The organism is Thalassotalea insulae (assembly GCF_030161395.1).
Taxonomy (GTDB): Bacteria; Pseudomonadota; Gammaproteobacteria; order Enterobacterales; family Alteromonadaceae; genus Thalassotalea_E; species Thalassotalea_E insulae.
In genome coordinates this window covers 1361319-1383511 of sequence record NZ_BSST01000001.1, presented here as the reverse complement: position 1 = coordinate 1383511, position 22193 = coordinate 1361319, and the positions used below count along the sequence as shown (strand labels likewise).

22 protein-coding genes are annotated in these 22193 nt (G+C 41.1%); 13 read left to right on the top strand and 9 right to left on the bottom strand.

The annotated features are described in order from the left end of the window. Positions 1-11: 11 nt before the first annotated feature. The 6 genes from lptB to QQK06_RS06310 are packed head-to-tail and all read right to left on the bottom strand — an operon-like array spanning position 12 to position 4297. Positions 12-743, bottom strand: coding sequence for an LPS export ABC transporter ATP-binding protein (lptB, locus tag QQK06_RS06335; protein WP_284243824.1), 732 nt, complete (start codon positions 741-743; stop codon positions 12-14). Continuing rightward, positions 740-1264, bottom strand: coding sequence for a lipopolysaccharide transport periplasmic protein LptA (gene lptA, locus QQK06_RS06330; RefSeq protein ID WP_284243823.1), 525 nt, complete (start codon positions 1262-1264; stop codon positions 740-742). The genes lptB and lptA overlap by 4 nt, the downstream gene beginning before the upstream one ends. After that, positions 1230-1796, bottom strand: coding sequence for an LPS export ABC transporter periplasmic protein LptC (gene lptC / locus QQK06_RS06325; RefSeq protein ID WP_284243822.1), 567 nt, complete (start codon positions 1794-1796; stop codon positions 1230-1232). Before lptC ends, lptA begins: the two co-directional genes overlap by 35 nt. Next, the gene (kdsC, locus tag QQK06_RS06320; RefSeq protein ID WP_284243821.1) at positions 1793-2341 is read right to left on the bottom strand and encodes a 3-deoxy-manno-octulosonate-8-phosphatase KdsC; all 549 of its coding nucleotides are present in this window, start codon (positions 2339-2341) and stop codon (positions 1793-1795) included. Before kdsC ends, lptC begins: the two co-directional genes overlap by 4 nt. Next, complete coding sequence (locus QQK06_RS06315; protein WP_284243820.1) at positions 2341-3306, bottom strand: KpsF/GutQ family sugar-phosphate isomerase; 966 nt, start codon at positions 3304-3306, stop codon at positions 2341-2343. The genes kdsC and QQK06_RS06315 overlap by 1 nt, the downstream gene beginning before the upstream one ends. 7 nt (positions 3307-3313) lie before the next feature. Next, positions 3314-4297: a calcium/sodium antiporter gene (locus QQK06_RS06310; RefSeq protein WP_284243819.1), complete on the bottom strand. Its 984-nt coding sequence runs from the start codon at positions 4295-4297 to the stop codon at positions 3314-3316. 318 nt (positions 4298-4615) lie between these two features. Between QQK06_RS06310 and mlaF the strand changes: the two genes are divergently transcribed. Genes mlaF through murA form a run of 7 tightly spaced genes read left to right on the top strand, consistent with a single transcriptional unit; the run spans position 4616 to position 9352 of the window. Continuing rightward, on the top strand, positions 4616-5419 hold the full coding sequence (mlaF, locus tag QQK06_RS06305) for a phospholipid ABC transporter ATP-binding protein MlaF (RefSeq protein WP_284243818.1): 804 nt from the start codon (positions 4616-4618) through the stop codon (positions 5417-5419). Further along, entirely contained in the window at positions 5416-6198 is a 783-nt protein-coding gene (mlaE, locus tag QQK06_RS06300) for a lipid asymmetry maintenance ABC transporter permease subunit MlaE (protein WP_431313640.1), read from the top strand. Before mlaF ends, mlaE begins: the two co-directional genes overlap by 4 nt. Before the next feature lie 50 nt (positions 6199-6248). Continuing rightward, positions 6249-6719, top strand: a complete 471-nt coding sequence (gene mlaD, locus QQK06_RS06295) for an outer membrane lipid asymmetry maintenance protein MlaD (protein WP_284243817.1) — start codon at positions 6249-6251, stop codon at positions 6717-6719. A 17-nt stretch (positions 6720-6736) separates the two neighbouring features. Then, positions 6737-7465: an MlaC/ttg2D family ABC transporter substrate-binding protein gene (locus tag QQK06_RS06290; protein WP_284243816.1), complete on the top strand. Its 729-nt coding sequence runs from the start codon at positions 6737-6739 to the stop codon at positions 7463-7465. 9 nt (positions 7466-7474) lie between these two features. After that, on the top strand, positions 7475-7765 hold the full coding sequence (locus QQK06_RS06285) for an STAS domain-containing protein (RefSeq protein WP_284243815.1): 291 nt from the start codon (positions 7475-7477) through the stop codon (positions 7763-7765). A 39-nt stretch (positions 7766-7804) separates the two neighbouring features. Beyond that, the gene (locus QQK06_RS06280) at positions 7805-8062 is read left to right on the top strand and encodes a BolA family protein (protein ID WP_284243814.1); all 258 of its coding nucleotides are present in this window, start codon (positions 7805-7807) and stop codon (positions 8060-8062) included. Between the two features lie 27 nt (positions 8063-8089). Continuing rightward, entirely contained in the window at positions 8090-9352 is a 1263-nt protein-coding gene (gene murA, locus QQK06_RS06275) for a UDP-N-acetylglucosamine 1-carboxyvinyltransferase (RefSeq protein ID WP_284243813.1), read from the top strand. An 85-nt stretch (positions 9353-9437) separates the two neighbouring features. On the opposite strand, the gene QQK06_RS06270 is transcribed toward murA, so the two are convergent. The 3 genes from QQK06_RS06270 to QQK06_RS06260 form a co-directional block, all read right to left on the bottom strand. Next, positions 9438-10505 (bottom strand): S1C family serine protease, encoded by a 1068-nt coding sequence (locus QQK06_RS06270; RefSeq protein WP_284243812.1) that lies wholly within the window; start codon positions 10503-10505, stop codon positions 9438-9440. Between the two features lie 157 nt (positions 10506-10662). Next, on the bottom strand, positions 10663-12021 hold the full coding sequence (locus tag QQK06_RS06265) for a DegQ family serine endoprotease (RefSeq protein WP_284243811.1): 1359 nt from the start codon (positions 12019-12021) through the stop codon (positions 10663-10665). A gap of 66 nt (positions 12022-12087) precedes the next feature. After that, entirely contained in the window at positions 12088-12549 is a 462-nt protein-coding gene (locus QQK06_RS06260; protein WP_284243810.1) for a Z-ring associated ZapG family protein, read from the bottom strand. 162 nt (positions 12550-12711) lie between these two features. On the opposite strand from QQK06_RS06260, the gene zapE reads away from it, so the two are divergent. From zapE to QQK06_RS06230, 6 genes are all read left to right on the top strand, one after another. Beyond that, positions 12712-13827, top strand: a complete 1116-nt coding sequence (zapE, locus tag QQK06_RS06255) for a cell division protein ZapE (protein WP_284243809.1) — start codon at positions 12712-12714, stop codon at positions 13825-13827. A 193-nt stretch (positions 13828-14020) separates the two neighbouring features. Beyond that, complete coding sequence (locus QQK06_RS06250) at positions 14021-16177, top strand: adenosylcobalamin-dependent ribonucleoside-diphosphate reductase (RefSeq protein ID WP_284243808.1); 2157 nt, start codon at positions 14021-14023, stop codon at positions 16175-16177. A gap of 27 nt (positions 16178-16204) precedes the next feature. Continuing rightward, positions 16205-16870: a TSCPD domain-containing protein gene (locus QQK06_RS06245; RefSeq protein WP_284243807.1), complete on the top strand. Its 666-nt coding sequence runs from the start codon at positions 16205-16207 to the stop codon at positions 16868-16870. Between the two features lie 117 nt (positions 16871-16987). Beyond that, a complete protein-coding gene (gene imuA, locus QQK06_RS06240; RefSeq protein ID WP_284246588.1) occupies positions 16988-17671 on the top strand; it encodes a translesion DNA synthesis-associated protein ImuA in 684 nt (227 codons plus the stop codon). Further along, on the top strand, positions 17671-19080 hold the full coding sequence (locus QQK06_RS06235; RefSeq protein ID WP_284243806.1) for a Y-family DNA polymerase: 1410 nt from the start codon (positions 17671-17673) through the stop codon (positions 19078-19080). The genes imuA and QQK06_RS06235 overlap by 1 nt, the downstream gene beginning before the upstream one ends. A gap of 9 nt (positions 19081-19089) precedes the next feature. Further along, the gene (locus tag QQK06_RS06230) at positions 19090-22188 is read left to right on the top strand and encodes an error-prone DNA polymerase (protein WP_284243805.1); all 3099 of its coding nucleotides are present in this window, start codon (positions 19090-19092) and stop codon (positions 22186-22188) included. Positions 22189-22193: the final 5 nt, after the last annotated feature.

The following is a 22193-nucleotide window of genomic DNA, read 5'->3' as shown; positions in this document are numbered from 1 at the left end:
GCATATCATAACTATAGCGTGAATTGCTCACCAAGGTATACATCTCTTACTTGTTGATTAGCAAGAATTTGATCTGCATTGCCTTCGGCGATTAATTCGCCATGGCTGACAATATAGGCATGCTCACAAACATCTAGTGTTTCTCTGACATTGTGGTCTGTGATTAAGATTCCAATGCCTCGTTGCTTTAAGTGTAGAATAATTTTTTTTATATCTCCTACTGAGATGGGGTCGACACCGGCAAATGGTTCATCTAACAGAATAAATTTTGGTTCTGCGGCTAATGCTCGGGCAATTTCAACTCGGCGTCGTTCACCACCGGAAAGACTCATGCCTAAATTTTCGGTAATATGGCCAATATTAAACTCTTCGACCAGGTGCTCGAGTTGTTCTTCCCGCTCCACTTCAGAAAGTTCTTTTCTGGTTTGCAGAATCGCCATAATATTTTCATAGACAGTGAGTTTACGAAAGATTGACGCTTCTTGAGGTAAATAACCTATGCCTTTACGCGCTCTTTCATGCATTGGCAGTAAAGTAATATCTTCATCATTTAAGGTAATAGTGCCACTGTCATTGTTAACCAGACCTACTATCATATAAAAAGACGTGGTTTTACCGGCACCATTTGGCCCTAGTAAGCCAACGATTTGCCCTTCTTTGACTTTCATGCCAACGTTTTTGACAACTTTTCTACCTTTATAGGATTTGGCAAGGTTTTGAGCAATTAAAGTAGCGCGAGTCATTTTTTCTTCTTATCTAAAGCTTGTGGCTGTAATACCGTTTGAACGCGTTCGTTGCTGTCACTATTTGCCAGTACTTGTTCGGTCAGAAAGTTATAAGTAATAATGCTACTACTGACTTTACTGCCTTCCTGACGTAACTCGGCATTACCGGAAATAATAACGGTATTTTTACCTGGTTGATATTTGATTTCATTGGCTTGCAGATAAATAGGCGTACCATCTTCTAATGTTTGTTTAAATGTGGCGGGATCGCCTTTGGCAATATAGGTTTTATTGTCGGTTTTCGCTTCAGTTAGTACTTGCACTAGATCAGCTTCAATTATCAAAGAACCTTGAGTGATGACAACATCATCAATATAACTGAAGATTTTATTTTTGAGATCTGCTGCCTGACGAGCGGCATCAATTTTAATTTCTTGCTTAAGATCCGATTTTTCTGCGTAGGCTTGATTCACTAATCCTAGAAAAACACCGAAACTGAGTAAGCTATTTCTGATGATGTTGATAAATGGTTTTTTCATGGTTTGTTAGTGTTACTTGTTTAGTGTTTAAGTCAACTATCAGCCCTGAGCCTGTCATCAAGAAATCTTTTCCTTTAATCTCTATCTTATTGTTTGAGCTAATAATATTTGTTTTTAAGTCCAATTCTAAATATTTTCCATTAATTTCCTGAATTAAACTAGTGTTATCTGTTGCAACGAGTGTGACTCGATTTTCCAATTTTACCCTATTGTTATTGTAAAGTGTGCCTTCATTTGCAGTTATTTTCCATGGAGAATCGCTATTGTTTGGATATAAGGTATATTTAGGGAACTCAAAGTGTGTGACCGCTAAACTGGCATAATGTTCCATTCGAGCTGCATCGATAATATAGGATAACTCTCCTTGAGGGTTAAAAGTTTCGCTATTTAGTGATTCAGCGATAAAATCCGGCGTAATGTCATCTTCTATGAACGTATCTTCACCAACGCTAGTTCGATGCCATTCTATGATGCTATAGGCGATAATAGAAGCGAGGAAAAATAGGAGTGCCAGCGTATTGGTTTTATTCATATACTGGCGCCTGAGGCATATTGTAAACTATCCTGACTTTGCATGATCAGATCACAGCTTTCTCGTACAGCACCAAAGCCACCTCGGGTAACAGTGGTGTAGTCGGCGCACGATAATATGGCAGGGTGTGCATCACTAACCGCGATACTTAAGCCTACAAATTCCATACAGGAAAAGTCAGGCATGTCGTCACCAATATAGGCAACCTGTTCTGCTGAGAGCTTCAGTTTTATCATAATGTTTTGTAGTGCTGGCAGTTTATTTTCTTCTCCTTGCACTATGTGTTTAACATTTAATGCGCTCATTCGGGTTTGTACAATGTTAGATTGTCTGCCTGTGATCACGGCTACATCGACGCCACTAGCACCTAAGGCTTTAATGCCGTAACCATCTTTGGTATGAAATGCTTTGAGTTCTTCACCATTATTACCTAAGTAAATGCGACCATCAGAAAACACGCCGTCGATATCGCAGACAAAGAGTTTAATTTTTTTAGCTTTGGCAATAATGTTATCTGCAACTTCACCATATAAGGTCTGTGCCATTAAAGTACTCCTGATTTGAGTAAATCATGCATATTCATTGCACCGATCGGTTGATTATTTTCATCAGTGATGATTAAACCGTTAATTTTTTTATCTTCCATAATTTTTAATGCCTGAGCAGCGAGCATATTCTTATTTGCTACTGTCGGGTTCTTCGTCATTACCGAGGCTATTTCATCTTGATGAATATCAATTTTTTCATCCAATATCCGGCGTAAATCACCGTCAGTAAAGAGGCCGATCAGCTCGTTGTTGTCATTAACTACTGCGGTCATGCCCAAACCTTTGAGTGACATCTCTACTAATGCTTCTTTAATTTTTGCTTGCGCAGTTACCAAAGGTAAGCGTTCACCTTCATGCATTATGTCTTGCAAACGTAATAACAAACGTTTACCTAGGCTGCCGCCTGGATGAGAAAGGGCAAAGTCATCGGCGGTGAATTCTTTGGCGTTGAGTAAAGCCACCGCTAACGCATCTCCCATGACTAACGTTGCTGTAGTGCTGGACGTCGGTGCGAGTCCTAACGGGCAGGCTTCTTGAGAAACCTTAATACAGACATGGGTATCTGCCAACTTTGCTAAAGTCGATTTTGGATTACTGCTCATGGCGATTAATTTTGCGCCAATACGTTTGATCACCGGAATGATCGCCAGTACTTCACCTGTTTCACCTGAGTTTGAGATGGTTAATACCACATCGTTGGCAGTGATCATGCCGAGATCGCCATGGCTGGCTTCTCCAGGATGAACAAAAAAAGCAGGGGTTCCGGTACTGGCTAATGTTGCTGCTATTTTGCCGCCAACGTGTCCAGATTTACCCATGCCAATAACGATAACTCGCCCCTGACAATTGAACATTAGCTGGCAGGCTAGTTCAAAACCATCATCAATAAATTGTGCGAGTTCAGCAATGGCTTGTTGCTCAATTGTGATCACTTGTTTAGCTAATTGCTTAAAATTTTTCATAGCGTTATTAGTTCTTTAATTGACTAAATAATAGCAGTTGATAGGCGATAAATGTCAGCAACAATAATAACCCTTTAAAGCGGGTGATCCTGAAATTGCCAAATCGACGACTAAAACACAGAATAAATAGGAGAAAGGTGACACCAAGCATGTAAGGAGCATCGCGTACTGAGGCATCTTGGTCTATTTCACCAGGTGCAATAACGCCAGCGAGTGATAAGACCGCCAAAATATTAAAAATGTTGGAGCCAATAATATTGCCTAAGGCCAGATCGTCTTCTTTTTTGACAATACTCATAATACTGGCGGCAAGTTCAGGTAAACTTGTGCCGATAGCGATAACGGTTAAACCGATCACTAAATCGCTAATACCAAATGCTTTTGCGATAAAAACAGAAGCATCAACCAAGTAGCTGGCACTTAATGGCAGTAATATTATACCTATGACTAGCCAGAGCACAGCGGAAGGGGTACTAACTGCCTCAGGTAGCTCCAGCTCTGCCTCGATGATCATTGCGTCGTCTATTTTGTGCTCTTTTGCTCGTTTTAAGGTGATGAACAGCAAGGTAAAAATATAAACAAAGAAACCGGTAAGTAACACTAAACCTTCAGTGAAACTAAAATTGTGATCGGCAAGCATCCAGTAAGCTAATGCGGTAATTGCCAAAATTAGCGGAATTTCGCGTTTGACCGTGCTTGATGAAACGGAAAGTGGATGTAGTAGTGCGGTGATCCCTAATACTAGTGCAATATTAGTAATATTGGAGCCAATAGCATTACCTATAGCGGTATTGGGATTGTCGTTCAATGAAGCCGTGGCGGCAATCATCATTTCCGGCGCCGATGAGCCCATAGCGACTATGGTCAAACCGATGATCATCGGTGATATACCGACATTTCTGGCAAGTGAAGAAGCACCAAAGACAAATTTGTCAGCACTCCACACTAAGGTAACTAATGAAACTAGTAAGATTAATATTTGAACAAACATTAAATACTCCGAATATTGAGGCTGAATTGTCGCTGGTTGTGGATGAAAAAAAAAGGGGAAAATCAAAAAATGTTAAAGAATGATAGTTTTTAATGGTGAACGAGAAAATATTTCCTAATTATCAGGTCTATCAGTAGGTGGTATGTGAACGATGCAATAGGTGTGATATTTTGCCAACTTACACTTTTTTACGTTTTTACACGTTTTCTTACGTATTTTAAACATAATAAGTTGTTAATTTCGGATGAAGTCTGGGTGCTGCTAGGGTAGAATTCGCTCTTTGTAAACAATAGTTAAACGCGGCGATCTAAAATAAACATGTCAGAAATTCTGGTTGATATTCAAAATATGACGTTTAAACGGGATGAACGTATCATTTATGATGATATTAGTTTAACCATCCCGAAGGGAAAAGTGACGGCGATTATGGGACCAAGTGGTATAGGTAAAACTACCTTGCTGCGTTTAATTGGTGGTCAGTTAAAGCCAGAATCTGGTCGAATACTTTTTGATGGTCAAGATATTCCTACACTATCTCGTCAGGCGCTTTATGAGGCGAGAAAACGCATGAGTATGCTTTTTCAAAGTGGCGCTTTATTTACCGATATGTCGGTGTACGACAATATTGCCTTTCCGATGCGTGAACATTCACAACTTTCGGAAGCTTTGATTGAAAAAATGGTATTAATGAAACTGGAAGCTGTGGGATTACGTGGTGCCAGGTTTTTAAAGCCGAGTGAATTATCCGGCGGTATGGCACGTCGTGCAGCGTTGGCAAGAGCAATCGCTTTAGATCCTGAACTTATTTTATACGATGAGCCTTTTGCTGGTCAGGATCCAATATCGATGGGGGTGATTGTCCGTTTGATTAAAGCGTTGAACGATGCATTAGGATTAACTTCGGTTGTTGTTTCTCATGATGTCCCTGAAGTGATGAGTATCGCTGATTATATCTATATTATTGCGGAACAGAAGATTATTGGTCAGGGAACGCCTGAACAAATTACGCAGCAAGAGTCGCCACTAGTGCAGCAGTTTGTAAAAGGTGAAGCGGATGGTCCGGTACCGTTTCATTTCAAATCAGCTCCATATCAAGATGAATTATTAGGTAAAAACGCATGATAGTAAATTCGTTGACTTTGTTAGGGCGTAAAGTAATCGAGCGTACCAGTGCGTTAGGACGAGCGATCTTGATGTTAATGTCGGCATTGCTACATATGCCTAACCCTCGTAAAGGCATACCGCTGCTGATTAATCAATTATATTCCGTTGGGGTTTTATCGCTCATTATTATTATCGTTTCCGGTACTTTTATTGGTATGGTGCTGGCGCTTCAAGGCTATACTATTTTGGTCGGTTATGGTGCTGAAGCAAGCCTTGGTCCAATGGTAGCCTTGTCGTTATTGCGCGAACTTGGACCTGTGGTTGCTGCGCTATTATTTGCTGGACGTGCTGGTTCAGCATTAACGGCAGAAATTGGTTTAATGAAAGCAACAGAGCAGTTATCCAGCTTAGAAATGATGGCCGTTGATCCATTGCGTCGAGTGATAGCGCCACGTTTTTGGGCGGGTTTTATCTCTTTACCCTTGCTGGCGGCGATATTTTCTGCGGTAGGAATTTTAGGGGCGCATTTAGTTGGTGTCGACTGGCTTGGCGTTGATAGTGGCACCTTTTGGTCGGTGATGCAGTCACAAGTCTCATTTCAAGATGATGTTTTAAATGGGGTGATAAAAAGTGTGGTTTTTGCCTTTGTCGTTACTTGGATTGCGGTTTATAAGGGATATGATTGTGAAGCAACCTCTGAAGGTATCAGCCGGGCAACAACCGCAACTGTAGTGCAGTCGTCACTATTAGTGTTAGGGTTAGATTTTATTTTAACGGCATTGATGTTTACAAAATAATTGGTTTTGTAATGTTTTTAAGTTTTAGTTTTTAGTACTTGGTGGATGACATGGTGTCAAAAAAAGTTGAATTATTGGTTGGATTGTTTGCTGCTATTGGTATCGTAGCATTGCTTATGCTTTCGTTAAAAGTTGCTGATAGTGGTATTTCTGGTAATGGTGAAACCTACAACCTTTATGCAAAGTTCGATAATATTGGTGGTTTAAAAGTACGTTCTCCGATTAAAGTCGGTGGGGTTGTCGTTGGACGGGTTAGTAAAATCAGCCTGGATGAAGAAGATTATACTCCTGTGGTTACTTTGGAAATTTACGCACAATATAATAATTTTTCAGAGGCAACTTCAGTCTCAATTTTAACGGCGGGATTATTAGGGGAACAATATATCGGGTTACTACCTGGCTTCATTGATGAGTCGGTAGAAACATTACAGGCCGGGGATTTTATTGAAGATACTAAGCCAGCGTTAGTGTTAGAAGAGTTGATCGGACAATTTTTATTTAGCCAGGGGAATGGTGATTAATGATGGGGGATAAATCAATGAGTGGTAAAAAAATCGCCGTAGTGGCATTCGCTGCAATGTTTTCCGGACAAATAGTAGCGGCAGATGGAGCAAGCGTATTACCAGATGGAGCGACTCAATTACCACCGGCAGCGATGACTATATATAGTAGTCTAGATGGCGGTACATCCGGCATTGCTACTAAAGTTGATAAGAAAGACCCATATGCCATGGTGCGGACTGTTGCTGATGCAACTTTTAAGCGTTTTGCTAACGAGCAAAGCACGATTCAGCAAAACCCTAATATTTTAAAAGATATCGTGCGTGAAGAATTAATGCCTTATATTAATTATCAATATGCGGCGTTTAAGGTAATTGGTAGTAACTTTAAAAAAACGACTAAAAGTGAACGTGCAGATTTTGTCCCGGTGTTTCGTGATTATTTAATTACTTCTTATGCGCAGGTATTTACACTTTATAATAATCAGGAAGTGAAGTTCGCACCGGCGAAAGACTTTAGCAAAGAAAAAGTGGTTGCGGTTAAAACTACCGTAATAGAGCCGGGTCGTGAGCCGATTGATATTTCTTTTCGCGTCAGAAAAAGCAGAAAGACCAATGAATGGAAAGCCTATGATATGGTGGCGGAAGGCGTTAGTTTGTTAGATAGCAAACAAGCTGAACTAGGTAGCTTGATCCGTCAAAAAGGCTTGCCGCATGTCACTGAAATGCTGAAAGCAAAAGCCAGCAAAGACATTGTCTTTAAGTAAGGCTTCTTTATGTTAAAAATAACTCAACAGCAGCAGAATTTGATTTTAACGGGTGAATTAACGATTCACTCGATTAATACGCGCTTTGAAAAAAAATCAGCCGCATTGCTTACTGGGCAAACTCTGCGCGTTGATTTATCTGCGGTTACTAAAATGGATAGCGCAGGTTTGGCCTGGTTGTTATTGATGTGTGAGTTGGCTGCTAAGCAGGGCATTGAATTAAAAATTATCAATCTTCCCGGAGACTTGGTTAATTTAGCTAAATTAACTGCGGTTGATTCTTTCTTGCCAGTGGAATAACACATATAATCATCCTAATTTGAATATTGGGAGAAGTATGTGGAAGTTTCTGAAATTGAAAAACTGATCAATGACGCATTAACTTTAGATGAGTTACATGTAAAGTTTGATGGCTCACAATGCGTCGTTATTGCCGTTGCGGATTTTTTTGCTGATTTAAGCCGCGTCAAAAGACAACAAGCCGTTTTTGCCCCACTTGCCAGCGTGATCAACGACGGCACAATACATGCTGTGACTGTCAAAACATTTACCACGGCAGACTGGCAGCGTGAAAAAATGTTTAATCTCCCGTTATAACCTTAGCTAATCACAAAAGAGACTCACTTGGACGCATTTAAAATTATTGGCGGAACACCGCTGCATGGTGAAGTTGTTATTTCGGGGGCTAAAAATGCTGCCTTACCGATATTAATGGCGACCTTATTATCTGAAACCCCGATCACTATTACTAACGTACCTAGGCTCAATGATATTGAGACTACCATTAAATTGTTAACGCAGTTAGGGGCGAGTGTTAGCTGGCGTGATAGTAATGCGGTAACTATCGATGCAACAAAGGTTGATCAGCATAAAGCTTCGTATGAACTAGTGAAAACTATGCGAGCTTCTATTTTAGTGTTGGGTCCGTTACTGGCTCGTTTTGGTCATGCTGAAGTGTCATTGCCAGGTGGATGTGCTATCGGTGCACGTCCAGTGAATTTGCATATTCATGGCTTAAAGCTAATGGGCGCAGATATCGAGGTTGAAAATGGTTATATTATTGCTCGTAATCACGGTCGCTTAACTGGCGCGACGATTTTTATGGATACCGTCAGTGTTACTGGTACTGAAAACTTAATGATGGCAGCAGCATTAGCCGAGGGAACAACAATTATTGAAAATGCGGCACGAGAGCCGGAAATTGTTGATCTAGCGAATTGCCTCAACGCCATGGGCGCTAAAGTGAGTGGTGCCGGTACAGATACCTTAACCATTGAAGGGGTCAGTGAACTGAAAGGAAAGGAATATCGGGTGATGCCTGATCGTATCGAAACTGGTACTTTTTTGGTGGCTGCTGCAGTGACTCAGGGTAAAGTTAAATGCCTTAATACCGACCCCGGTAGTTTAGATGCGGTTATTAGCAAGTTACAGGAAGCCGGCGCTGAAGTGTCGACTGGCGACGATTGGATTGAATTGTCGATGGACGAACGTCCGAAGGCCGTTAATATTCGCACTGCGCCGCATCCTGCATTCCCTACCGATATGCAGGCACAGTTTGTTACTTTAAACGTAGTTGCACAAGGCACAGCAACCACGACGGAAACAATATTTGAAAATCGTTTTATGCATGTCCCTGAATTGCATCGTATGGGAGCCGATATTCGCTTAGAAGGTAACACAGCGATCACTAATGGAGTCGATTCACTGACCGGTGCTCAGGTCATGGCAACAGATTTACGAGCATCAGCGAGTTTAGTGATCGCTGGTTTAGTGGCAACGAGTGAAACTCAGGTTGACCGTATTTATCATATTGATCGTGGTTATCAGCATATTGAAGATAAGCTACAGGCGTTAGGGGCTAACATTACCCGAATTAACGCCAGTTAATCTTTGTTTTAGGATAGGAAAAGGCGCTGCTAATAATTTAGCAGCGCCTTTTTATTGGTATTCATCAGCTTGGTAAAACTGTTTGCTATAAACCGCGTTTTTCCAGTATTTTCACCGGAATACTGAGCGACTCATTATTGCGATAAACTTTAAACACTAAAGTCGTATCTGGCGTGGTTTCTGCTACTATATCTAAGGCATGGTTGGTGCTTTCAATTTGTGTTTCGCCAATTTGGTACACCACATCACCAACTTTTAAACCAGCAATATCAGCTGGGCCATTTGGCTCTATACCTGAGATGGTAAAACCTTTTGCGGTTTGATTATAATGGTCGGAAACTATGCCTAACCAACCCCTTATCACCCGACCATTTTCGATAATTTGCTGCATGACCTTATAGGCGAGCTGGTAAGGAACTGCAAAGAAAATGCCTTGAATATCGTTTAACTGAGGGTTAATTTCAGTAAATTGGCGTGAATTGATACCCACTAACACACCATTGGTATTGACCAGTGCTCCACCTGAATTGCCTTTATTAATTGCGGCGTCCATTTGTAAAAATTGCAGATAGCTGGTGTTACTTAGTCCAATACGTCCGGTTGCACTAATAATTCCCTGAGTAATGGTTTGCCCTAGATTTAATGGGTTTCCGATCGCTAAAACCACATCACCAGCGAGTGACTGTTGTGTTTTATTTTGGGGGATAACGGGTAAGTTTTGCGCATTAACTTTTAATACAGCCAAGTCGGTATAGATATCAAAACCAATAAGTTCGGCGTGATATTGCTGGCCATTTTGCAATAGTACATTAATCAGGTTGGCATTTTGCACTACATGGTAGTTAGTGAGCAGGTAGCCATTGCTGTCCATGATCACGCCTGAGCCTAATCTTGTGCTTTTACGCTGTGAGCGAACGTAACTCGGGTTGTTTTGGATTTCTTCCGAATAGATATTAACGACGGCAGGAGCCGCTGCTTGTACCGCTTTAGCATAGGATAATGCTGGCTGAGTTTTCGGATTTACCTGAAAAATATTCCACAATGTGGCATTGTTTTCCCGTAATTCAGGTACTAGCAATAACAGCATCACGGCGAGCAAAATACCATAACTGGCGGAGTTTACGACGTATTTGATAAGGCTTTTAAGTTTCAAAATATTTTTATTATTAATATGGCTTAGCGAGAAGATTATCATAAACCGATGAAAGCGTTAAAGCATTTAATCAAGTGTATCAAACAGTAATGATTTTTGATTCAGATAAAAAACGGCTCAATCATGAGCCGTTTTTTTGGGGGGAGAAAATTTAGTATTAGCGAATACGAATATAAAGGTTCGAATTACCACGAATAATATTAAGTAGTGAGATACCTTGATTATTTTTAAGGTAATCTCTTAATTCAGCGATATTTTTGATACGTTGACGGTTCACACCAACGATAATATCGCCGCCCCGTAAACCAATCATAGCGGCTGGAGTGTCATCCTCGACAGATGTTACTAATACCCCCTCATTGGTGTTGTTATTTCCTAACACAGCACCTTCAAGCATTTTGTGTATGCTGACCGGTTCTATACTTGCAGACTCTGCTTTTTTCAGCGTAACCTTGTAGGTTTTTTCATCGCCATTGGTTTTAATAACGCTAAGTTTGACTTCGTTACCAGCACCGATAGAGCCAATTTTGCCGCGTAGTTCACTGAAAGAGCGGATCTTCTTGCCATTAACTTTAGTAATAACATCGCCTGCCTCAATACCTGCTTCATCTGCTGCTGAACCTTCAGTCACTTGTTCAACAAAAGCACCTTGTGCTTCTTCCAGTTCCATTGCCTGAGCAAATTCACCGGTAACACTACGGCCAGCTACGCCTAATACACCACGGCGAACTTCACCATATTCAATGATTTGGTCGACGAGGTTTTTCACCATATTACTTGGAATGGCAAAGCCGATACCAACGTTACCACCATTTGGTCCAATAATAGCGGTATTAATGCCGATCAGATCACCTTTTAAATTGATTAATGCGCCACCTGAGTTTCCACTGTTAATCGCAGCATCTGTTTGAATAAAGTCTTCAAAGTTATCGGCATTTAGTCCACTGCGTCCAAGCGCACTGACAATACCCGAGGTAACCGTTTGGCCTAGACCAAATGGACTGCCGATAGCGACAGCGAAATCGCCGACACGTAATTTATCGGAGTCGGCAATGTTAACTTCTTTTAAGTTATCTGCTTCGACTTGTAATAGGGCGATATCACTGTTTTCATCGGCACCAATTTTTTTTGCTTCTATCTGGCGACCATCTTTTAATGTGATTTGAATCTCATCTGCTTCATTGATGACATGGTTATTGGTAACAACATACCCTTTGTCAGCATCAATAATAACCCCTGAGCCTAAACCTTGAAACGGTCTTTCTCTTGATGGCGTTTGCCTTGGATTACCGAAAAAAAAGCGAAAAGCATCAGGGACATTTCGCTGCTTTATTTCATGTGTTCCTCTTACGGAAATTAATACTACGGCAGGTGTTACCTTTTCTAACATTGGTGCTAGGCTGGGTAATTGCTGGCCGTTGACTGAAACGGGAAGATTGGCGTGAGCCGGTAAACTGGATAAAGCTAAAGAACTTGAAAGTAAAACGCTACTAATTAAAACAGACATTTTTTTCATTGGTAAAATTTCTCCAAACGAACTTATTGATACCCAAATAGAGACTTCCTGTTTTCAGAGAAGTTCCTATTCATTAATTTCACTATTTGTAACAGTATGTTTCTTATCGTTAAAAAGACCACTAGATTCACCAGAATAATCTAATGGTGCTTCAGTGATCTCTTTATCCGGACGTGTTGTTTTGTTATGACGTAGTGCGACCGTTTGCGCTAATTGTTCCTGAGTTTCTTTTGAGAAAAATGGCATTACTTCACCTTCTGCCGGGGTCGCTTGTTGCAGCAGCTTAGTGCTTTGCTCCATTTGTTGCATTGCTTTTTGACAGGTAGTATTCATTTGTTCCAATAATTGGGTTGAATTATCAAGGTGTTCTGCAACATCTAATTTATATTGTGCTAACGTTGCTTCGCTTTGATTGGCCTTTTCAGCAAGCTGTTGATGTTCTTGATTGCTGGCTGACAACATTTTATTAGCGATAAAGCCTACTAGAGCGCCAACTGCAAAAATGAGGATTCCAATAACGATATTCATAATGGTGATACCTTTTATCTAGTCGCGGAAAATTGTATTCGCGGAAAAAATTGGTGAAAATAGAGAGTAACATACTCTAGTAAGTTCATTTACTCGAAAAATAAATATGTATGCGAAATTTTGTTTTTCAAGAAAAAACTTACCATTAATTAAATTGTAGCAATGATTAACCTATCTCCCCTAGAAAAGTATAACCAAGATTTAGCCCGTGATGATTTTCAGCATGATGCCGCGCAAGAAAATGCTGTCCGTCATTTACAACGTTTATATCAAGACTTACAAAATAAACCCTTGCCAGTAACAGGGTTTAAGAAAGTATTTAACCGCTGGAAACGTGTGGTAGCGAAATCAGAACCGAGATCGATTAAAGGGCTGTATTTTTGGGGCGGCGTTGGCCGTGGTAAAACTTATCTGGTGGATACCTTCTACGATTGCTTGCCTTTTGACAATAAAATGCGCGTTCACTTTCATCGTTTTATGCATCGGGTACATCAGGAATTACAATCTCTGGCCGGACAGGCAGATCCATTAAAGATAATTGCTAAACGTTTTGCTAACGAAACCTGCATTATTTGTTTTGATGAATTTTTTGTCTCTGACATAACGGATGCCATGATTTTAGGTACATTATTTGAAGAGCTGTTTGCTCATCATGTGACTTTAGTCGCGACTTCAAATATTGTGCCCGATGATTTGTACCGTAATGGGTTGCAACGAGCACGTTTTCTGCCAGCAATAAAATTAATCAACCAGCACTGTGAAGTGGTCAACGTTGATAGTGGAATTGATTATCGACTGCGTACTTTGGAACAGGCGGAAATCTATCATGCGCCGCTAGATCAGCAAGCAGCACATAATTTGTCGCAGTATTTTCAGCAATTGTCAGTGGAGCCTGGCAAACCCAATGTGACTGTTGAAATTAATAATCGACCGTTAACCACCATAGAAGAGTCTAAAGGTGTAGTGCATTTTGATTATGCGGTATTGTGTGAGTCAGCGCGTAGCCAGGCGGATTATATGGAGCTTAGCCGTTTATATCACACGGTCTTACTGGCAAATGTCAAACAAATGAATGTTGATTGTGATGATGCCGCTCGCCGTTTTATTGCTATGGTAGATGAATTTTATGAACGTAAAGTAAAACTGATCATTTCTGCCGAAGTGGTTATGGAAGACTTATATAGTCATGGCGGTTTAGCATTTGAATTTAAACGTTGCTTGTCGCGTCTGCAAGAGATGCAGTCACATGAGTATCTCGCATCTGAGCATTTACCTTAATTAAAATTGGCTAAACAAGCTGCACTTAAAACACGGCAAATTAGTCCGTGTTTTTTTATGCCAAAATTCCATATTGTCAATATATTGTGCTTTTGTTTGATCTTGATCGCAATATGTAGTGTTTTGTCTTTTCCTTTTTATTTGTCTTTGTAAACTGTTGCGAAAAAAATAACTAATAAAAAGGATATAAATCATGTCGCAAACTCTGACCGGACCGGTTAACACTGAAATTGAACTTCAAGCTACTTCTGTTGATATTTGGGATAAAAAATATCGTCTTAAAGATAAAACTGGTCAGCCACAAGAACAAACCATTGATGAAACTTATGCCCGCGTTGCGAATGCGTTGGCTGAGATTGAGCCTAAGCAGAAAAAGCAATGGCGCGATAAGTTCCTCTGGGCGTTAAAATCTGGGGCTTATCCGGCTGGTAGAATTATTGCTAATGCCGGCGCGAGTGCGTTTAAGCCGTCTACGTCAACAATAAACTGTACTGTATCCGGTACTATTGAAGATTCCATGACTGGAATTTTGTCACGAGTGCATGAGTCAGGATTAACCTTAAAAGCAGGTTGTGGAATTGGTTATGAGTTTTCTACTTTGCGGCCGAGTGGGGCTTATGTCGCGGGAGCGGGAGCAAGAACTTCTGGCCCGATGTCCTTTATGGATATTTTTGACAAAATGTGTTTTACCGTCAGTTCTGCTGGCGGACGTCGCGGCGCACAGATGGGAGTTTTTGATGTCTCTCATCCTGATGTTAAAGACTTTATCTTAGCAAAACGTGAAGATGGCCGTTTACGGCAGTTTAACCTGTCATTACTGATCACTGATGAGTTTATTGAAGCGGTGAAAAATCAGCAAGACTGGCCTTTGGTTTTTCCTATTTCTGAAAAAGAGCTAGCGGCAGAAAAAATAAAGTTAACGGATAGTAGCAAGATACATTTTCGTGAAAATTATTTTGATGAAGACTATGTCAAAAAGCACGATTATATAGTTAATCAACAAGGACAAATTGCCTGTAAAGTTTATGATCGTATTCCGGCGAATCGCTTATGGGACATGATCATGAGTAATACCTTTGATTATGCCGAGCCAGGCTTTTTATTGATTGATCATGCCAACGAATACAATAACAACTGGTTTTGTGAGCAATTACGCGCCAGTAACCCTTGTGGCGAGCAAATATTGCCACCATACGGCGCTTGTTTACTCGGTTCTATTAATTTAGTGAAATTTGTTGAGCAGCCGTTTAGTGAACAGGCACAGTTTGATTGGCCTAAGTTTAGGGAAGTGGTCAAAGTATTTACCCGCATGCTGGATAATGTAGTAGAAATCAATGGATTGCCATTGGAACAGCAACGCCAGGAAATTCAAAATAAACGCCGTCATGGCATGGGCTATTTAGGGTTAGGTTCGGCACTGACCATGCTCAAAATTCCTTATAACAGCCCACAAGCCGTGGCTTTTACTGAGGAAGTTTCTAAAGTGATGGCTATCACTGGCTGGCAGGTGGCATTAGAGCTGGCAAAAGAAAAAGGCCCTGCGCCAGTATTAACACAGTCATTTGTGGTGACAGCGCAGATGTTGTCGAAACGACCGGAAATGAAAGCGGATGGTATTAAAGTCGGCGACAACATTAAAGGGTCGGTATTGCACGCAAAATATAGTCGTTATATGCAACGAATTGCCGAAGAGCAGCCTGAATTGGTTGAGCAACTTGCGAAAGTCGGTGCACGTTTTACTCATCATAGCTCAATAGCACCAACCGGTACCTTAGCATTGAGTTTAGGGAATAATGCGTCCAACGGTATTGAGCCGAGTTTTGCCCATGAATATCATCGCAATATTATCCGTGAAGGGAAGAAATCAAAAGAGTCGGTCGCGGTTGCCAGTTTTGAGCTGTTAGCTTATCGCCATTTTATTAATGAAGATGCACAAGCCTATAGCGCGGATGGCCACAATCAATTGCCGGATTATTTTGTCGCCAGTGACAGTATTACTCCACAAGAACATGTTGATATTCAGGCTGCTGCCCAATATTGGGTCGACTCTTCTATCTCTAAAACCATTAACGTACCAACGGATTGTGATTACCTGACGTTTAAAAATATCTACCTCTATGCCTACGATAAAGGATTAAAAGGTTGCACTACCTTCAGGTTTAACCCTGAAGTTCATCAGGGAGTGTTAGTAAAAGAAACCGATCTGGCCTCAGTGGAATATGAATTTACTTTAGAGGATGGTTCAACTTTTACCATGAAAGGCAATGAAGAGCTGATTTACGATGGTGAAACTCACACCGCGGCAAATCTTCATGATGCGCTAAAAGAAGGCTATTACGGCAAGCTGTAACACTAATTATTATTAAGGATAACGTTAATGAAAGAAGTTACTCAAACTATTACCGCAGTAAAAGTTAATACTGCCAAATCACAAGCAGAACATGCAGAAGCCCCACAAACCACCAATTTAAATGAAACGGTACAGCGCCCGGAAATGTTGGTGGGTTCTACTTATAAAATTAAGCCACCGATTTCCGATCATGCCTTGTATATAACAATTAATGACATTTTGCTTAACCCAGGAAGTGAGCAGGAAATTCGTCGCCCTTTTGAAATTTTTGTTAACTCAAAAAATATGGAGTTTTATGCCTGGGTAGTGGCATTAACTCGGGTTATTTCTGCAGTATTTCGTAAAGGCGGTGATTGCACATTTCTGGTCGAAGAACTCAAAGCAGTATTTGATCCTAAAGGTGGCTACTACCAGCGCGGTACCGGCATCTTTATGCCGTCGGTTGTTGCGGAAATTGGGCAGATCATCGAAACCCATTTAAAGACCTTAGACATGCTGCCAGAGCATGAAATAGATGCCCATCAGCAGGCCTATATTCAACAAAAAAAACAAGCGGCAATGGCTGAACAAGAGAGTGAACAGCACGCTTTTCCGGCTAGCGCCAGTAAATGCAGTAAATGCCATCAAAAATCGGTGGTACTACTCGATGGTTGTGCCACTTGTTTAAATTGTGGAGACTCAAAATGTGGTTAACAGTAATTTTGAGCCTATTGCTATAACGATTAACCGTTAAGCAATATTTGCATTTTCACAATAGATAATTATACTGTATAAATAAACAGTATTGGTGCGGTGTAATTATTTGTTGTGATGAATCCGATCATTGAAAGCTTAACTAATCAGCGTTTGCTTTGGCGTGGTTTTGAGCAGAAAGCTCAGCCGAAATCCATTGCAACTGGTTATGAACAGTTAGATGAAAAATTAGCCGGTGGGCTTCCTGAATATGGGGTTGTAGAAATAAAAAGCCTGAATGGTATTGGTGAAGTTCGTCTCTTTAGTCGTTATCTTCTACAGGCGCAGCAGCAAGGATTAATCGTTTTTATCGCGCCCCCCGCTTTGGTTTCCAGTGAGTTTTTGCATGCTATTGGTTTAGATATTTCTCAAGTCTATATTTTAACTCCTGAACATGAAAAAGATGCGTTGTGGTGTGCTGAACTGTGCTTAAAAAGTGGCTGTTGTCAGAGTGTTTTACTCTGGTGCGCGGATATCGCCTTACATCAGGTAAAACGCCTGTTGTTAGCTAGTGAAACGGGCCATAGCTGTTTATTGTTATATCGGCCATTGCTTAAGCATAGCCTGGCATTACCAGTACACATAAGTATGCGTTTTATCGCGGATGCTTTGGGGATCAAAGTGACTGTTGATAAATGTCGCGGTTGTGCACCGTCATCCGCGTTTATTGTTGATATGCAAGCGCATTGGCCTGAATTTACTGTGGCGGCTGAGCAGCCGAGAGCAACTAAGCGACGGATTGCTGATATTCAGGTTAGCTGATGTTGTGGGCTTATCTTTATTTTCCATCGTTACAGCTTGATGGTGTTGTGACTGAGGGAGGTCGTGACTGGCAGCCGGTAGTGATCTTAGATGGCAATAACAATGAAATTGTCCAACTTAATGCTCAGGCGAAACAAAGTGGTTTAAGACTCGGTATGGGGCTGGCGACAGCTGTTGCCTTAGAGCATCAATTACAGGTGTTGCCTTATTGTCAGCAACAAGAGCGGCAAACACTTACTTTTATTGCTGAACAGCTATATCAAGTGAGTTCTGATATTGCATTAGATAGCCCAAATGGTTTGTATTTACGCATAGAAAATATGCTGGCTTTATACGGTGATTTGAGCGGATACTGGCAAAATTTGCAGTCGGTATTACAACCGCTGCAGCTGAGCTTACATTATGCTACAGCTTATAGTCCCAGCGCAGCTAAAGTATTAGCCAGAGCTAAGGTTGATCGTTTATTAACTGAGCAAAAAAAGGTGCTATCAATACTGAACTCCTTATCGATTAATTCTTTAGCGCTTGACCAAAAAGTGCAAAAGCAACTGGATAAAATTGGTGCTAAGACTATTGGCCAGTTACTAAGCTTACCAAAAGAACAGCTAAGTCAACGTTTTGATAGTTCGGTTACTCATTATCTTCGTCGTTTAGTGAATGGTGATGATTTGCCCATGGTGTTTTATCAGCCTCAGGGGCATTTTTTTCATTATTTGGAATTGCTTTATGAAATTAACGACAGTAATAAATTATTGTTTCCCATTAAAAGCTTGTTGTCATTATTAGCGAATTACCTAAAGAAAGCCGATTTATTGAGTGATCGTTTAGTGATCACTTTGTTTTTACGTAATCAGCCGTCAAAAGACGTGGTGATTAATAGTGCTGAAGCTATCTATCAGGCATCACAGTGGTTAAGTCTCACTGAACTCACCTTAGCGTCATTACAATTAGCTGCTCCTGTGGTTGCTATCAGCCTAACCTGTAAGCGTTTCAGTTCGCAACAGCAGCAGTCAGGAGATTTTTTTTCTCTAGCAGAGGGCAAGTATACTCGGCAAAGACTGCTTAGTTTGTTGTTAGCGAAATTAGGTCAGAGTCGGGTGCACTCGTTGTTATTAACGGATGATTATCGGCCAGAATGCGCCAATGGTTATGCACCGATAAATTTAGTGAGCCAGCGAAAAATAAAAACGGAGCATTTTACTCGATTAAGACCAAGTTATCTTTTACCCGAGCCGTTAGCATTAGCAACAGAAATAGCGGTTTTTTCATCGCCAGAGCGTATTGAAACCGCATGGTGGGAAAATACAGTGAAACGGGATTATTTTATTGGTCGTAATCCGTACGGGCAATGGTGCTGGTTATATCGTCAGGCGGATCATCGCTGGTTTATTCATGGTTATTTTGCCTAGGTGGTTAAGATGCAATATGCAGAATTAATTTGCCAAAGTTACTATTCTTTTTTGCATGGCGCTTCAAGTCCTGAAGCATTAGTTCGTCAAGCACAGGCTTATAATTATCAGGCTATTGCGATCACAGATGAATGCTCAGTAGCCGGTGTAGTCAAAGCGCATCGTTACATTCAGCAGCATCAGTTGGCACTAAAGCTTATTGTCGGTGCCCGTTTTACTTTTCAGCGTGATCAGTGCGCGACTGAGTTGGTACTACTTTGTCCTAATCGTCAGGCATATGCCGAATTGTGCCGAGTGATCACTAACAGTCGCCGACGCTGTACTAAAGGACATTATCGTTTAACGGACTGGGATATTAATTCATTGAAATATTGTTTCTTACTGTGGCTTGCAAGTGGTGACAAAAAACGGGATATAGTTTGGCTGCAATGGTTTAAGCGTTATCATCACGGGCGATTATGGCTGGCTGCTTTTCGACAGCTGGCGTCGCAAGAAAAGCAATATTTATTACAGTGTCAGCAATTAGCACAGCAGTATAATGTGCCGATTGTTGCCACCGGTAATGTGTTGATGAGTGATAAAGCAAATTTACCTCTTCAACAAGTACTTAGTGCGATTCGCTACGGTAAAAGTGTCGATAAGTTGGGGCATCAATTACTGAGTAATGCCGAGCGTTCGCTTCGCCCTTTGGAGCAAATGGCTCGGCTATTTGATCCAGGCTTACTTGCTGAGTCTGTGGTAATCGCTAAACAATGCCATTTTTGTTTATCCGAGTTGCGATATCAGTATCCGGCAGAGCTGATACCTGACGAGTACACCCCTATCACTTATTTGAGAATATTGGTTGAACAGGGGAAGAAACGTCGCTTCACCACCGGGGTGCCTGCGGATATCGAGCAAATTATTGCTAAAGAGCTTAATTTGATTGAGCAAATGAACTATGAGCACTTTTTTATCACCATCTATGACATCGTTCAGTTTGCTAAACGCCAAGGCATTTTATATCAGGGCCGGGGATCTTCAGCTAATTCCATTGTTTGCTATTGCTTAGAAATTACCGCTGTCGATCCGAGACAAATTTCAGTGTTATTTGAACGTTTTATTTCCCTGGAACGCCAAGAGCCACCAGATATAGATGTTGATTTTGAACATCAGCGCAGAGAAGAAGTGTTTCAGTATATTTATCAGAAATATGGTCGAGAGCGCACGGCACTGGCAGCAACTGTAGTAACTTATCGTTTGAAAAGTGCAATCCGAGCAGTGGGGAAGGCGCTTGGTTTCAATATCACTCAGCTTGAGTTTTTTATTAAAAGTATTAACCGCCGAGATCAGCAATCTCCCTGGTATAGCCAGATAGCACAGCTAGGGCTGGATTTAGAAAGTAAGAAAGCGCAGCAATTTATTGAACTGGTCGAGCAAATTAAAGGGGTGCCAAGACATTTGTCACAACATGTCGGAGGCTTTGTGATTTCTGCCGGCCCTTTGTATGAACTAGTAGCGGTTGAAAATGCTGCCATGGCTGAGCGTACTGTGATCCAGTGGGATAAGGATGACTTAGAAGCGTTGCACTTATTAAAGGTGGATGTACTTGCGTTAGGTATGTTAACCGCTATTCGTCAAGCGTTTGAGCAGATACATTTGCATTATCAGCAGCAATTATCGATTGCGCAGATCACTGGCTTTCCTGATGACCCTCAGGTTTATCAAATGATCCAGCAGGCAGATACTGTTGGTATATTCCAGATAGAATCTCGTGCTCAAATGAGTATGTTACCTCGGCTCAAACCTAAAAATTATTATGATTTAGTGATCCAGATAGCGATAGTCAGACCGGGGCCAATTCAAGGGGGAATGGTGCATCCGTATTTGAAAAGGCGTGATGGCATTGAGGCGATAGATTATCCCTCTGAAGCGGTTAAGGATGTACTTTCAAGAACATTAGGAGTACCTATTTTCCAGGAGCAAGTGATTAAACTGGCGATGGTAGCTGCTGGATTTAGCGGTGGGGAAGCGGATCAGTTACGACGTGCCATGGGGAAATGGAAAAAAAACGGCGAACTTAATCGTTTTCGAAATAAGCTGATAAATGGTATGGAGGAAAGAGGCTATGATGTCGCATTTGCTGAACGTATTTTTGAACAAATATTAGGTTTTGGTGAATATGGCTTTCCTGAATCTCATTCAGCCAGTTTTGCCGTGTTAGCTTATGTTTCTGCCTGGTTAAAATATTATTATCCGGCGGTATTTTATTGTAGCTTGTTAAACAGCTTACCTATGGGGTTTTATTCTCCGTCGCAATTGATTCAGGATGCACAACGCCATCAGGTTGAAGTACGGCCTGTTTGTGTTAACCAATCTCAATGGCAACATACATTGGTGCGTACAGAGCAGGGACTTTCGCTGCAATTAGGACTGCAACAGGTTAAAGGTATTAGTGAACGAAACGGTACTTTAATTGTGCAGCAAAGGCCCAAGTTGGGTTATCAAAATTTTGTTGATATTAATCGTCTAGGGTTAAAAGCAACGGATTTGCAAGCTCTGGCAAGTGCCAATTGTTTTCGCTGCTTAGCTGATAACCGTTATCAGGCTAGATGGCATTTAATGAATAGCCATCATCGTTTGCCATTACTAATGCAAAAGCCTGAAATGCAGCATACTTCGCTAGAGGAACAATATCCGTTATTGCCCACTGATTATGATAACTTGCTGGAAGACTATGCCTCGACCGGGGTCTGTTTAACTCAACATCCAATTGCGCTATTAAAAGCCTCAGGTATCTCACGGCACAGCATTACGGCGGAGCAACTGATTTTACAACCTGACAAATCGGTAGTTTCTGTTGTTGGTGTAGTGACAGGAAGACAAAGTCCTGGTACTGCGGCGGGAGTGACTTTTGTCACTTTGGAAGATGAAACTGGAAATATCAACGTGGTGGTGTGGATGGCAACGGCAAGAGCACAAAAGCAAAGTTTTTTATCAGCTAAAATATTACAAATACATGGCATTGTCGAAAAAGAGCAACAAGTGGTGCATGTTGTTGCTGGTCGGTTAACAGATTTATCAGAGCATTATCAGGCACTATCTTGTGCCTCAAGGGATTTTCATTGAGGAAA